The 14,180-nt window shown below is 63.3% G+C and carries 12 protein-coding genes; 8 read left to right on the forward strand and 4 right to left on the reverse strand.

All coding sequences use genetic code 11. From position 1 onward, the window contains the following. Window positions 1–26: 26 nt before the first annotated feature. Window positions 27–1,862: an acyl-CoA dehydrogenase gene (locus M1L53_RS03965; protein ID WP_003945933.1), complete on the forward strand. Its 1,836-nt coding sequence runs from the start codon at window positions 27–29 to the stop codon at window positions 1,860–1,862. 85 nt (window positions 1,863–1,947) lie between these two features. Here the strand turns inward: M1L53_RS03965 and M1L53_RS03970 are convergent, their stop codons facing one another. Then, entirely contained in the window at window positions 1,948–2,577 is a 630-nt protein-coding gene (locus tag M1L53_RS03970) for a hypothetical protein (protein WP_232319055.1), read from the reverse strand. A 179-nt stretch (window positions 2,578–2,756) separates the two neighbouring features. On the opposite strand from M1L53_RS03970, the gene M1L53_RS03975 reads away from it, so the two are divergent. Next, on the forward strand, window positions 2,757–3,479 hold the full coding sequence (locus M1L53_RS03975) for an ATP-binding cassette domain-containing protein (RefSeq protein ID WP_007734574.1): 723 nt from the start codon (window positions 2,757–2,759) through the stop codon (window positions 3,477–3,479). A 5-nt stretch (window positions 3,480–3,484) separates the two neighbouring features. Continuing rightward, on the forward strand, window positions 3,485–5,497 hold the full coding sequence (locus M1L53_RS03980) for a YhgE/Pip domain-containing protein (RefSeq protein ID WP_054187984.1): 2,013 nt from the start codon (window positions 3,485–3,487) through the stop codon (window positions 5,495–5,497). Here M1L53_RS03980 and M1L53_RS03985 read toward each other — a convergent pair. After that, the gene (locus tag M1L53_RS03985; RefSeq protein WP_054187985.1) at window positions 5,494–6,072 is read right to left on the reverse strand and encodes a nucleotidyltransferase family protein; all 579 of its coding nucleotides are present in this window, start codon (window positions 6,070–6,072) and stop codon (window positions 5,494–5,496) included. The genes M1L53_RS03980 and M1L53_RS03985 overlap by 4 nt on opposite strands. Before the next feature lie 65 nt (window positions 6,073–6,137). Here M1L53_RS03985 and M1L53_RS03990 point away from each other — a divergent pair, with 65 nt between their 5' ends. The 3 genes from M1L53_RS03990 to M1L53_RS04000 all read left to right on the forward strand — a co-directional run bounded on the left by M1L53_RS03990 (window position 6,138) and on the right by M1L53_RS04000 (window position 7,937). Continuing rightward, on the forward strand, window positions 6,138–6,383 hold the full coding sequence (locus M1L53_RS03990) for a helix-turn-helix transcriptional regulator (protein ID WP_007734566.1): 246 nt from the start codon (window positions 6,138–6,140) through the stop codon (window positions 6,381–6,383). After that, the gene (locus M1L53_RS03995) at window positions 6,380–6,868 is read left to right on the forward strand and encodes a hypothetical protein (protein ID WP_054187986.1); all 489 of its coding nucleotides are present in this window, start codon (window positions 6,380–6,382) and stop codon (window positions 6,866–6,868) included. Before M1L53_RS03990 ends, M1L53_RS03995 begins: the two co-directional genes overlap by 4 nt. Window positions 6,869–6,953: 85 nt before the next feature. Continuing rightward, window positions 6,954–7,937 (forward strand): LLM class F420-dependent oxidoreductase, encoded by a 984-nt coding sequence (locus M1L53_RS04000; RefSeq protein WP_007734562.1) that lies wholly within the window; start codon window positions 6,954–6,956, stop codon window positions 7,935–7,937. A gap of 4 nt (window positions 7,938–7,941) precedes the next feature. Here the strand turns inward: M1L53_RS04000 and M1L53_RS04005 are convergent, their stop codons facing one another. Continuing rightward, window positions 7,942–10,164 carry a VanW family protein gene (locus tag M1L53_RS04005; RefSeq protein ID WP_054187987.1) on the reverse strand — a complete coding sequence of 741 codons (2,223 nt, stop codon included), beginning with the start codon at window positions 10,162–10,164 and terminating at the stop codon, window positions 7,942–7,944. Window positions 10,165–10,458: 294 nt separating this feature from the next. Then, window positions 10,459–11,814 (reverse strand): acetyl-CoA C-acetyltransferase, encoded by a 1,356-nt coding sequence (locus M1L53_RS04010; RefSeq protein ID WP_054187988.1) that lies wholly within the window; start codon window positions 11,812–11,814, stop codon window positions 10,459–10,461. A 130-nt stretch (window positions 11,815–11,944) separates the two neighbouring features. Between M1L53_RS04010 and M1L53_RS04015 the strand changes: the two genes are divergently transcribed. Both M1L53_RS04015 and M1L53_RS04020 read left to right on the forward strand, forming a co-directional pair. Continuing rightward, the gene (locus M1L53_RS04015; RefSeq protein WP_007734554.1) at window positions 11,945–13,291 is read left to right on the forward strand and encodes a 3-oxoacyl-ACP reductase; all 1,347 of its coding nucleotides are present in this window, start codon (window positions 11,945–11,947) and stop codon (window positions 13,289–13,291) included. Beyond that, window positions 13,291–14,154, forward strand: a complete 864-nt coding sequence (locus M1L53_RS04020) for a MaoC/PaaZ C-terminal domain-containing protein (RefSeq protein WP_007734551.1) — start codon at window positions 13,291–13,293, stop codon at window positions 14,152–14,154. The genes M1L53_RS04015 and M1L53_RS04020 overlap by 1 nt, the downstream gene beginning before the upstream one ends. Window positions 14,155–14,180 lie beyond the last annotated feature (26 nt).

The following is a 14,180-nucleotide window of genomic DNA, read 5'->3' on the forward strand; positions in this document are numbered from 1 at the left end:
CCACCTCACTGGGAGAAGCAGAAGACATGGGCCATTACAAGAGCAACGTTCGGGACCTGGAGTTCAACCTCTTCGAGGTTCTCGGACTGGAGAAGCCACTGAGCGAAGGCGCTTGGGGCGACCTGGATGCCGACACTGTCCGCAACATGCTGGCAGAGGTCGCACGCCTGGCCGAGGGACCGCTTGGCGAATCTTTCGCCGATGCGGACCGCAACCCCCCTGTCTTCGATCCCGAGACGCACACCGTTGCACTTCCGGAATCCTTCAAGAAGTCGTTCAAGGCTCTGTGGGATGCCGAGTGGTACCGCATGGGATTGAGCGAAGAGGTCGGCGGCGTGCCGGTTCCCCGATCCGTCGTGTGGGCCATCGGTGAGCTGATCCTGGGCGCACAGCCTGCAGCGCACATGTACCAGGCCGGACCCGCCTTCGCGGACGTGCTGTTCAACAACGGCACCGAAGAGCAGAAGAAGTGGGCAGCCACCATCGTCGAACGCGGATGGGGCGCCACGATGGTCCTCACCGAGCCCGACGCCGGCTCCGACGTCGGTGCCGGACGCACCAAGGCGATCAAGCAGGACGACGGCTCCTGGCACATCGAGGGCGTCAAGCGCTTCATCACCTCGGCCGACTCGGACGACCTGTTCGAGAACATCTTCCACCTCGTTCTCGCTCGCCCCGAAGGCGCCGGACCGGGCACCAAGGGCCTGAGCCTGTTCTTCGTCCCGAAGACGCACTTCAACTTCGAGACCGAAGAGTTCGGCGAGCGTAACGGTGTCTTCGTCACCAACGTCGAGCACAAGATGGGCCTGAAGGTCTCCGCCACGTGTGAGGTCACCTTCGGCGGCCACGGCATCCCCGCACAGGGCTGGCTGGTCGGCGAGGTCCACAACGGCATCGCCCAGATGTTCGACGTCATCGAGCACGCTCGAATGATGGTCGGCACCAAGGCAATCGCCACCCTCTCCACCGGTTACCTCAACGCTCTCGATTACGCCAAGCAGCGCGTGCAGGGCGCAGACCTGACCCAGATGACCAACAAGGCAGCACCGCGCGTGACCATCACGCACCACCCCGACGTGCGTCGTAGCCTGGCAATGCAGAAGGCATACGCCGAAGGCCTGCGCGCGGTGTACCTCTACACCGCAGCTCACCAGGACGAGGTTGTCGCCCAGCTCGTCTCGGGCGCAGACAAGGACACCGCGTTCCGCGTCAACGACCTGCTGCTCCCGATCGTCAAGGGCGTCGGCTCCGAGCGTGCGTACCAGTACCTGACGGACAGCCTGCAGACCCTCGGTGGCTCCGGCTTCCTGCAGGACTACCCGATCGAGCAGTACATCCGCGACTCCAAGATCGACTCGCTGTACGAAGGCACGACGGCCATCCAGGCTCAGGACTTCTTCTTCCGCAAGATCGCTCGTGACCGCGGCGTCGCGCTCGCTCACGTTGCCGGACAGATCAAGACCTTCATCGACAGCGAAGCCGGCAACGGTCGTCTGAAGGCGGAGCGCGCACTGCTCGCCACCGCACTCGAAGACGTCCAGGCCATGGCCGCCACGCTCACCGGCTTCCTCATGGGAGCTCAGGAGCAGCCCACCGAGCTGTACAAGGTCGGCCTCGGCTCCGTCCGCTTCCTGATGTCCGTCGGCGACCTGCTCATCGGCTGGCAGCTGCTCCGCCAGTCCGAGATCGCTCTCGCAGCACTCGACAACGGCGCTTCCGACAAGGACAAGGGCTTCTACGAGGGCAAGGTCGCCATCGCTTCCTTCTTCGCCAAGAACGTCCTGCCCGAGCTCACCGCTTCACGCGAGATCGTCGCGAACACCGAGAACGACATCATGGAGATCGACGAAGCAGCATTCTGATTCGTTCCTGATTCATGAAAAGTGCCGGTCCCGAGAACGTTTCGGGGCCGGCATTTTCATGCTCAGCAGTCCATGGAATCCGAGGTCATCTGCGCTCGACGGTCGGGCAACTGATCTGTGCGGACAGTACGGACGTCGTCGGTTGTTCGCCGGGCCGTGCCGCCGTTCCCACCAGGGAAAGCGCCACGCGCCTGCGGTCCGGAGAACTGACGATTTCGATGGAATTGTCGACGCCGCCACCGAAGGACACGAACTGTCCGCTCTGATCCGAGAACATCATCGTCGCCCCGGACTGACCTGGTTCCGGTTTTTCGTTCACGTAGACCTGCAACTGGAAATCACGCCCCGGATATTCGCCGCCGCCGTCGTACTCGTAAAAGGAACTGGTGTGCACCTCGTAGGCCCACTGGCGGTGACCGGCGGGCAGCGAATCCGCCCAGTTGTGCTCGAAACACGTGACGGATCCGGGCAGCGAGACATTGGCTGCGCCGCTCCACCCACCGGACAGGGTGATGGCTCCGTACGGCGCTGCTTCGGACTCGTGCCGATCGGAAGGCAAGGGCGGAACGGTCACGGGTCCGACATTGCGACCGGTGAACTCGAAAAGCCTCTCGCTCGACACGAACGGGGGCGACTCGCGCTCACCGGCACAGGAGACAACCGACAGGGTGGCCATGACCAGCACCGCGCACATACCGCGCCTACGAACCGGCACCTCGACTCCCCCGTTCCGTTTCCAACAGAATACATACCGTTCGGTCTTCAAGTTGTCGAACGTGTCCGACACATCCCATTCATGGGACCGCTCGCCCGCTACCGATGTGATTGGGTGAGCACGAACGTCCACTGAACCAGCACTCGGTTCTTTCGCAGGCCGAGTAGATCAACAGACAGGTGATCATCGTGGTCGCACCAGAGCACGCACAACCCGATTACGCCCCTGACCTGGCATTGACCGCCACGGACTTGGCGCTCGACGGCCCATGGGGGCCGGTGTTCGGACCCGTCAATCTCGAGATTCGTGCGGGCGGTGTGACCATCCTCGAAGGCTCGGCCGGTTCAGGACGTACGTCCTTACTTCTGACACTCAGCGGACGAATGAAAGCCAGTTCCGGCTCACTGTCCGTCTTCGGTCGAACGCGTCCCCGCGAGATCTTCGAGATCGCCGGGGTCGCCGGGTTCGAGGACATCGACGAGCTTGCCGAATCCGTCACCGTCCGCGATCTGATCACCGAACAAATTCGCTGGGATGCGCCCTGGTACAAGCTCATCGGACGCGCCGGAGACCGCGAACTCGAAGCGGTGTGCGCTCCCGTCTTCGGCGATCATCCGTTACCTGCGCTCGGCCGGTACGTCAGCGATCTCGGGGAACTCGAGGCGATCCTGCTGCGTATCGCCGTCGCGAACACGAAAAAGCCGGCCCTGCTTGTCGTCGACGATCTCGAACAAGTGCGGCGCGACTCCGAACGTGCGTACCTCGTCGAGCGACTCGTCGAGATGGGGAGCTACCAGACCATCATCGCGTCGACCGTCAACCCGCTGCCAGACGGATCACCCATCGATGCCGTCACCCTGCTCCAAGAAGTCACCAATCCCGACCAAGAAGGGGCGAGGTAACCGCGATGCTCGCTGGAATGTCTCTCGGAACCGAACTCAAGCGGTTCTCCCGCGGCGCGATGCCCAGGATCGCACTCGTCACCATCATCTTGATGCCACTGCTGTACGGCGCGATGTACCTGTGGGCGTTCTGGAATCCGTTCGGTGAGGTCAACAAGGTCCCCGTCGCGCTGGTCAACACCGACCGCGGCGCGATGGTGCAGGGTCAGGAGCTCAACGCGGGCGACGAGGTAAGCCAAGCGCTGCTCGATTCCGGTGAGCTCGATCTCCACCTGGTCTCGCAGCAGGAAGCCGCTCAGGGAGTCTCGGACGGCACGTACTACTTCTCTCTCACATTGCCTGAGAATTTCAGCGAGGCCGTCGCCTCCCCGACGACCAAGGACCCCCACAAAGCTCAGTTGCAGTTCACCTTCAACGACGTCAACAACTACCTCGGCACCATCATCGGCCAAAACGCCGCCCAGCAGGTCCTCAGTCAGGTCAGCGACAAGATCGGCGCGCAGTCCGTCGAAACAGTTCTGGTCGGATTGACCGATGCGGGTGCTGGTTTGAAGCAGGCCGCCGACGGAGCGCTCCAGCTCTCGGCCGGAGTGAACACTGCCAACGCCGGAGCCGGCGAATTGGCGTCGGGCTCGAAAACTCTGGCCGACAACATGGTTACCGCACGTGACGGTGCAGCCACTCTTGCCGGCGGTACAGCCCAACTCTCGACCGGTATCAACACCGCCACGGACGGCGTCCTCGCACTGACCGACGGTCTGGGGCAGCTCGATCTCGGAGCCGTCCAACTTGGCGACGGTGCAAGCCAACTCAGTGGTGGCGTCACCCAGGTCGTCGACCAACTGAGTGTCCTCGGGAACACACAAGCAGACGTCGCACAGCTGGTCGGGCAGGCAGTGGCCAGCCTTCGACTGAACCCGGATCCCGTCAGCCAACAGATCGCCAATGCCCTCGCGCCTGCCCAGGACATGCTGCGCACTCAGGGTTTCGGTGAAGCGACCATGGGCCAACTGGGCGAACTCAAGAGCGGTGCACAACAACTCGCCTACCAACTCGACGATCCGTCGAGCACCTTCCGAGCCGGGCTCAGCGCCGCGGCCAACGGCGGTGGTGAACTCCGCAACGGCCTGGTACAGCTGCGTGACGGCGGTCAGCAAGTCAACGACGGCGCTCAAACCCTCAGTAGTGGACTGGTTCAACTCACCGACGGAAGCGTTCAACTCTCCGATGGTGCAGCCAAACTCGCAGACGGCACCGAGCAACTCCGTGCCGGGTCTGCCGAACTCGCGACCAAACTCACCGAGGGCGCCGGTCAGGTCCCCAGTTGGAGCGATCAGCAGCGAACCGCAACCGCTCAAACCCTCTCCAGCCCGGTCGAACTACAGGAGACGTACGAGAACCGGGCAAGCACGTTCGGAACCGGTTTTGCTCCGTTCTTCCTGCCTCTCGCGCTGTTCGTGGGCGGCATCATCACCTGGATGCTGCTCAAGCCGCTCCAGAACCGGCCCATCGCAAACGGACTCGGCGCGCTGCGAGTGGTCCTCGCCTCGTACTGGCCGGCATTGCTCATCGGCATCTGCCAGGTGATCGTGATGTACCTGGTCGTGCACTTCGCCGTCGGCCTGCACCCCACACACGCCCTCGGCACCGTCGGATTCCTGATGCTCATCACTGCCACGTACATGGCGTTGATCCAGGCATTCAACGCCATCTTCGGAGTCTCCGTCGGACGCGTCATCACCCTGGCGTTCCTGATGCTGCAACTGGTTTCGGCCGGCGGCATCTATCCCGTCGAAACCACCGCGAAACCGTTCCAGATCATCCACCCCTTCGACCCGATGACCTACGCGGTGAACGGGCTACGACAACTCACCGTCGGCGGTATCGACTCGAGACTGTGGGTCTCGATCGCCGTCCTCAGCGGCCTTCTCGTCGCCTCACTCGGCGCCAGTTCACTTGCTGCACGCCGAAATCGGCAATGGACCATGGACAGGCTGCATCCGCCGATCGAAGTCTAGGTCAGGGTCTCCGGCCAAGGCTCCACGGTCAGCGCAGGCCATTCCCTGCGCCACCGTGCTGCCTTGGCCTCGTAAACCTCTCTCGGCGCCAGCACCGGGTTGGGGCGGACGATCATGTCGAAAAGATCGTCGTATCCATGCGGGGCATACACGTCCAAGGTCCCATCCGATCCCTTGGTGATCCCGAAACAGCAAGTTGTGGAAGCGAAGTGGTCGACAGCGTCGCGGCAACTGGTGAACGGAACGCCGGGAATCCCGAAATGCTGCTCGTACCACAGGTGCACGCGGGCTTCGTTGCGTACTTCGACATCGGCATCCACATCGGCGAACAGTTCTGCCGCCGAACGAATCACACGGTCCTCCGCGTCGTAGCTCAGATCGCCGGCGTCGAAGTAGAACAGGTCGTAGTCCTTGATTCCGGCGCCGAGATCACGGCCGTCGATGTGATTCCAGACGGTTTGGAAGAGCCCACCCGCCGTCAGGTACCACTCCGGCAATCCCAGCTTCGGCGCACGATCCACGATCGTTGCGACCACCGGATTGGCCAGGGCGATCTCGAGAAATCGTTCACGCATGCTCTTCAGCCTCTCATATGACAAGCAAACTTGACATCTAGTGACAAGTATTCTTTACTTTTTGCATGACTGGAAAGGCCGGCGACAACAACGTGCGGGAGCACCGACGCCTCGCCGGCCTCACCCAGGCGCAACTGGCCACGGCAGGTCAGGTGAGCAGACAGAGCATCGTCTCCGTCGAACGCGGTGACTATGCACCGAGTGTGTACCTGGCACTTCGTCTGGCCCTGGCGCTGGGGACCACCGTCGAAGCGCTCTTCCCCTTACCCGAATCGGAACTCACCACAGAAATTCCAGAGGAGACGGCATGAGCACCATGATGAAGGCAATGCGGTTCGTCGGAGATCTGGACGACGACTTCTACAAGGACGAGCGTCAGCGCGACGTCTGGAACGAAGCCTCGGCCGTGGGGTTCCAATTCGCCTACTGGATCACGTTGATCGCAGCGGCAATTCTGCCGTGGGTTGCCGGACGCACCGGCGCATGGATTTCATTGGGTCTGGTCATCGGATGGTTTGTCTGTTCGATGGTGGTGCTCCGCTACGCGCAGGCCCATGACGTCGACGTCTACGCAAGCATGAAGGGTCTCCAACCCCGATCTCTCGTGGCTGGGTCCGTCTATCTGATCGCATTGATCGGCGTCGTCGCCCAACTCGTAGCTCATCCGGGCGACGGAATCGCGACTTGGGCCGGCGCTGGAGTCGGCGCACTCCTCGGCGCCACGGCAGCCGCACTAGGCGTAAAGCTTCACCAGCAGCGCGCCAAGCGACGCGACGCGGCCGAAGAACTTCTCTGACTTCCGGAAGTCTGCCCAGCACAACGGAATCCATAGAGTTGGTAAAATCGTGCCAGGTCAACCGATCGCGAGTAACGTCGAAACGGTGAGCACTCGCCTCGGATACCAGATGCCCAACTTCAGCTACGGCGGTCCGGTCAAGGACCTCTTCCCCACCGTCATAGCGCAGGCCCGCGAAGCCGAAGCCGCAGGCTTCGACACTGCATTCGTGATGGATCACTTCTACCAACTCCCCGGAATCGGAGCGCCGGACGCCCCGATGCTCGAGGCCTACTCGGCGCTCTCCGCGCTGGCGACGGCCACCGAGACCATCCAGTTGTCTGCACTGGTCACGGGAAACACCTACCGCAATCCGCCCATGCTCGCCAAGACCGTCACCACCCTCGACGTGGTGAGCGGCGGTCGGGCCATCCTGGGCATCGGCGCCGGTTGGTTCGAACTCGAACACAATTCGTTCGGATACGAGTTCGGAACGTTCACCGAGCGCTTCCAGAAACTCGACGAAGCACTGCAGATCATCGCGCCGATGCTCCGCGGTGATCGCCCCACCTTCGACGGCAAGTGGTACCACGTCAAGGACGCCATCAACGAGCCTCGCGTCCGCGACGACCTGCCGATCCTGCTGGGCGGTGGCGGTGAGAAAAAGACGTTCGGCCTCGCCGCTCGCTTCGCGGATCACCTCAACATCATCTGCGACCCGTCGGAACTGCCGCGCAAGATGGAAGCACTTGCGGCACGCTGCGACGAAGCCGGTCGCGATCCCGCAACCCTCGAGACCAGCTTCCTCACGTTCATGATGATCGACGAGGACGGCGACAAGGCTCGCGCCCATCAGCGAACGTTTCTCGCGGAGCGTGGCCTCGACATCACCACGGCGCCGGAAGACGTGGTCGCCAAGGCCACCGAACGCCATTTCGTCGGCAGCCCGGACGACGTCGCCGAGCAGGTTCAGACGCGCATCCTCGACCACGGCATCGACGGCGTCGTGATCAACCTGATCACCAACGGCGAAGAGCCAGGCATCGTCGACCTTGCGGGCCGCACCCTCGGCCCACTCGTCGGCAAGTAATCCCCTACTCGCACTTCACGATCGGCACCGGGTCGTACTTGACGGTTCGGGTGTTCGAGGAAATCTCGGCGCCACTCGCGTGGTCGGTGATCACGCGAGTGTCGCTGACCGTGAACCCGGGTGCACCGCTCGAAGCCACACAACCAGGCCCCTCCGGCAACGTCACGGTGTTCGGCGACGTCGGCGACGTACGCGGGCCGGTCGTCGACGTGACATCGACGGTTTTGGTTCCCCAGATCCGAACTGTGATGTTCGACGACGTCGCAATCGTCTCGATCATCACGCCGGTCTTCGCCGGATTACGGAACTGCAGGTCGATCGCACCATCGAAGATGGTCGCCTCACGAGCCTCGGGGTACCGCGAGATGTAGTAACTGTGCTCGGTGTGCGCGACGTCCTCCATACCTGCGAAATACGTCGCGTTGTAGAGCGTCGTCGCGAGCTGGCTGATACCGCCGCCGACAGCCTTGTCCGGGCGACCGTTGTTGATGATCCCCGACTCGATGTATCCCTGCGCCGCACCGCGCGGGCCCGTGTACTCGTTGAGCGAGAACGTGTCACCGGGCTTGATCACGGCCCCGTCGATCTCCGACGCGGCCAGGCCGATGTTCACACCAGACGCGTATTCGAAACCACCGGTAGTGAATTCGCCGATCACCTCGTTGATGCCGAGGGCCTCCGCGGCTTCGGTGGTCAACGCCGGCGGGACCGGTCCGTAAACGGCGGGCGTTGCCCGAGAAGCCGTGCTGCCCAACAGAACCGGAAGTTCCTTGACCGTGTCCGGCCAGTTGATCAGATCACCGACGACACCGGGCACAACCGACGGTTTGCCACCGGCGAAGGTGAACGACGCGTCCTTGGGTTGTACTTCCGTCGACGCCAACTGCGGAGTCAGAATCTTGATCGCAGCATCCGTGTTGTACTGCGGAGTCAGCCCACCCGAGCCGTCGGGTGTGAAGGTCAGAACCTCGCCGATCTGATCGACGCCGAGTGTCGCGACCTTGCCGTCACGGCCGTTGACCACTACGTCACCCGAGACAGCTGGAATAGCGATCTCCTGCAGCGCACGATCGACACCGGCCTGAGTGACCGTCACCGGAACCTCGTCGACCGGAAGATCGACGACGCCACCATCGGACCATTCAGCGGCGAAGGTCGAACCCGCCTGCTGCGTTTCGAGCGCCTGACCGGCAGCGGGCGAAACACCAGTCGCCTTCCCGTTCTCGAACACGACTGCACCTTCGACGGGCGCACGATCGCTGTTCGCCGCGAGCTGCGCCATCGACGCATCCAACGCACCCTGGTCGATTGCCGACACCACGGGCACCTCGCGGGAGCCGAAGAACGACGTGATGCGGGTGATCGGGTTGATGGGCTGAGCGTTCACGCCCGACAGCGTCGCCGACCAGTCGACGTCCACACCCGCAGACGCGGGAACGATCTCGGAGTCGACGCCGCCTGCATGTACCGCTACCGGTTCGACGAGCCTCGGGCCGAGTTGGGCGCGCAGCGTGGCTTCCGCGTCGGCGGGCGTGAGATCACCGATGTCCACCCCGGCGACCTGAGTGCCGCGTGGTGTCTTCCCGGACGAGGTGAAGATGTCCACTCCGTAGGCAATCGCTGCGACGGCAAAGATGGCGCCGACTGCTATCGCCGGTTTGACCCACTTGCGGGAAGACTGCGAAGCGGGCGCCACCGGTTGTTGCGGCGCCGGGGGTGCAACTACCTCTGGTTCTCGGACAACAGGCTCGTACTGCTGCTGGATGGGTTCGAGTTGCTGGGTGTCGTACTGCTGCACGAACTCGGGACGCGGCGGCTTCGGGGGAACCACCACTGCCGGGGGCTCGAACTGCTCTGTCTGCTCGTCGATGGCTTCTGTCGCCGGAGCCGAGTTGACTACTTCCGTCGGCGGTGCGTCCTCCGCTGGGACGACAGGGATGACGGTGGTGACCTCGTTTGCCGATTCGTCGACTGTCGCTTCCGTGGAATCGCTTGCTTCTTCGTCGACAGGCCTTGGTGCTTCGGCTGGTTCAGGTTCTACTGATTCAGCCTCGACAACGGCCTCAGTGTCCTCAGGGGCCTCGGGTTCCTCGACCGGCTGGGGTTCCTCGACCGACTCGGTCTCTTCGACCGCCTGAGGTTCCTCGACCGACTCGAGTTCCTGTTCCGGGAGGGACGAGTCCTCGCTGTTCGTCTTCTCGACGGACGGACCCTCTTCGTCACTCACCTGTTGGCTCCTCGCTGCATCAACCGTCGCTGCGGCGCTCACCGACAACTCAATACAGGATATCCGGACATACGAGAGCCCCGCGCTGCTGCCAGGTCGGGGGTCAGGCAGCAACACGGGGCTGTCATGAATATCGGTAGCTATTCTGCAGCGTTACACGCCTGCGCGAAAAAGTTTGCAAAGAGTTCGGGGATCCGGCCACCCCTCGTGGCCGGATCCCCGATTACGCATCCCCTCGCGACGATCACTGCAGGTGAGCGCAGTTTTCAGTCGCATGGGGAGATTGTGGAGCGGTTACCGCTCGATGATCGCCGTGACACCCTGGCCACCGGCCGCACAGATCGAGATCAGGCCGCGGCCCGAACCCTTCTCCGCGAGCATCTTTGCGAGGGAAGCCACAATACGTCCGCCGGTTGCCGCGAACGGGTGACCTGCAGCCAAGGACGATCCGTTGACATTGAGCTTGCTTCGGTCGATCGATCCCAATGCGCCGTCGAGGCCGAGGCGTTCCTTGCAGTACTCGTCCGACTCGAAGGCCTGCAGGGTTGCCAGAACCACCGAAGCGAAGGCTTCGTGGATCTCGTAGTAATCGAAGTCCTGCAAGGTCAGACCGTTGCGGGCCAGCAAACGCGGGATCGCGTACGTGGGAGCCATGAGCAACCCGTCTTTGCCGTGGACGTAGTCGACGGCAGCGGTTTCGGAATCGACGAGGTGCGCCAGAACCGGAAGATTGCGCTCGGCTGCCCACTCGTCGGTGGAGAGGAGCACTGCAGAAGCGCCGTCGGTGAGCGGCGTCGAGTTGCCTGCCGTCATCGTCGCGTCGCCGAGCTTGGTACCGAAGACGGGCTTGAGCGTCGACAGCTTCTCGACGGTCGAACCGGGACGGAGGTTGTCGTCGCGGGTCAGGCCGAGGAACGGGGTGACGAGGTCGTCGAAGAAGCCGCGGTCGTAGGCAGCTGCCATGTTCTTGTGGCTGGCAGCGGCAAGTTCGTCCTGGTCCTCGCGCATGATGCCGAATTCCTTGGCGGTGATCGCAGCGTGGTCACCCATCGACTTGCCGGTGCGAGGCTCGCCGTTGCGCGGAATTTCCAGGCCGAGCATGCCCGCACGGACGTTGCCGAGCAGCTTGATGCGGTCGCCCGTGGACTTCGCGCGATTGAGGGAGAGCAGGAACTCGCGCGCCTGATCGTTGACGCCGATCGGGGCGTCGGACGTGGTGTCCGTGCCGCCGCCGATGCCCGAATCGATGCGGCCGGCCGAAATGGCGTCGCCGACGGCGATGATCGACTGCAGTCCCGTGCCACACGCCTGCTGAAGGTCGTACGCCGACGTGTACGGGCTCAGCGCGCTGCCGAGAACGGACTCGCGAATGAGATTGAAATCACGGCTGTGCTTGAGCACCGCACCGCCGACGACCATGCCGAGCTTCTCGCCCTGCAGATTGAATCGGCTCACCAGACCGTCGAGCGTCGCAGTGAACATGTCCTGGTTGGACGCCTGTGCGTACGCCTTGTCCGAGCGTGCGAACGGAATGCGATTTCCGCCGACGATCGCAACCGGACGGCGCTGACCTGCAGAATTTGCAGCGGCTGCGGCCGGTGCAGTGCGCGGTGCGGCGGGCTTTGCATTTGAACGGGCTTTGCTTGTCACTTGCGTCTCCAAGGATGGTGCGATTACCTGTTGAAGACTATTCTTACTCAGTAGTAAGTTACTTGTCTATCGCCGCATTCTTTCGATTGCCCGGTGAGAGACAACCCGAAACACAACAGAAGGTAGGACCGTGGCAGCCAGCAAGGGAGCTCCCGACCTCTATTCACAGTTCCTCTCGTCCGCCCCCGGCGCATTCATCGCGTCGAAGGCCGGCCTGCCCAGGCCCGAGAACCTGCGTCGATACAAAGCAGGAGAACCCGCACTCGCCGGACCTGTCCTCATCGGCGGCAAGGGTCGACTCGCAGAACCACTTCGCGTACTGCTCTCCGACTACCCGGCGGCTCAGGCACACGACAGCAGCTTCGGTGGACTCGTGTTCGACGCCACCGGAATCACTCAGGTCAGCGAGCTCGAGCAGCTGTTCGAGTTCTTCCAGCCCGTGATCCGCAACCTCGCACCGTCGGCTCGCGTCGTCGTTCTCGGCACGACGCCGGAAGAAACGTCGAGCGTCGACGAGCATGTCGCGCAGCGCGCTCTGGAAGGCTTCACCCGCAGCGTCGGCAAGGAGATCAAGCGCGGCTCCACCGCTCAGCTGGTCTACGTCTCCCCCAAGGCATCCACCGGACTCTCCGGCGTGGAATCGACTCTGCGCTTTCTCCTTTCGGCAAAGTCCGCCTTCGTCGACGGCCAGGTCATCGTCGTCGGCGCTGAAGATTCCGTCGCGCCCACAAGCTGGGACAAGCCGCTCGAAGGCAAGGTTGCCGTCGTCACCGGCGCAGCCCGCGGTATCGGCGCCACCATCGCCGAGGTCCTGGCCCGCGACGGCGCGCACGTCGTCTGCGCTGACATCCCGGCCGCCGGCGAAGCGCTGTCCGAGACCGCGAACAAGGTCGGCGGCACGTCCCTCGCCCTCGACGTCACGGCAGCCGACGCAGCCGAGGTCCTCGCAGCTCACCTCCTCGAGCGTCACGGTGGAGCGGACATCATCGTCCACAACGCCGGCATCACCCGCGACAAGACCCTCGCCAACATGGACGAGGGCCGCTGGAACATGGTCATGAACGTCAATCTTCTTGCACCGCAGAAGATCACCGAGCACCTCGTCGAGAAGGGCGCTCTCAAGGAAGGCGGCCGCGTCGTCGACGTCTCCTCCATCGCCGGCATCGCGGGCAACCGCGGGCAGACCAACTACGGCACCTCCAAGGCCGGCGTCATCGGCCTCGTACACGCCGAAGCTCCCGTCCTGGCGAAGAAGAACATCACCATCAACGCCGTCGCACCGGGCTTCATCGAGACCGCCATGACCGCAGCCATCCCCTTCGCCACCCGCGAAGCCGGCCGCCGCATGAGCTCGCTCCTGCAGGGCGGCGAGACCGTCGACGTCGCCGAGACCGTCGCATACTTCGCCAGCCCGGCCTCCAATGCCGTTACGGGACAGGTCGTTCGCGTCTGCGGCCAGAGCCTCCTGGGCGCATGATGGCAACAAAGACCGTCGCGCTCACCGAGCAGCCGAAGACCCTCGACATCTACTCCCGCGCGGTACTGGGATTGTTGCCGTGGAACAAGTCCAACTCGCGCTCGGTGCCACAGCAGACCTTCACCCTCACCGGACTGAAGGTCGACACCGACAATCTGGCGGCGTACTGCCGCGTGACCGGACTGCGGTTCGGCGACACTCTGCCGATCACGTACCCCTTCACCTTGGCCTTCCCGACCGTGATGAAGCTGATGGTGTCGAAGGACTTCCCCTTCGCCGCCGTCGGCTCCGTTCACGCCGAGAACGTCATCGAATCACTGCGGCCCATCTCCGTCAGCGAACCGCTGGACCTCTCGGTGCATGCCGAGAACCTGCGTGAGCACCGCAAGGGCCTGCTGATCGACGTGATCACCGAAATTCGGGTGGGACGGGAACTGGTCTGGCGACAGACCTCGAGCTTCCTGAACCAGCAGAAGACCTCCCTGTCCGGCCAGCCCGGTCCGGAGCCCAAGGCCGACGAGGTCCCGCCGATGCCGATGAGCACCATCCGCGTCGACCAGACCACGATCAGCAAGTACGCCGCTGTCTCCGGCGACCGCAATCCGATTCACGTCTCGTCTCTGGGCGCGAAGGCTTTCGGTTTCCCGAAGACCATTGCTCACGGAATGTGGAGTGCCGCGGCAGTTCTGCGGACCGTCGAGGGGTCCGTCGCGGACAAGGTCACCTACAGCGTGCGTTTCGGGAAGCCGATTCTGCTACCGGCGACGCTGAATGCCTACGCTGATCGCACCGACGACGGCTGGGATCTGTCACTGCGCCACCCGAAGAAGGGTTACCCGCACGTCACTGCGACGCTGCGCTGACCTGAGTTTTGTCGGGTTCCCACCCG

It is taken from the genome of Rhodococcus sp. T9N (genome assembly GCF_024436645.1).
Taxonomy (GTDB): Bacteria; Actinomycetota; Actinomycetes; order Mycobacteriales; family Mycobacteriaceae; genus Rhodococcus_F; species Rhodococcus_F qingshengii.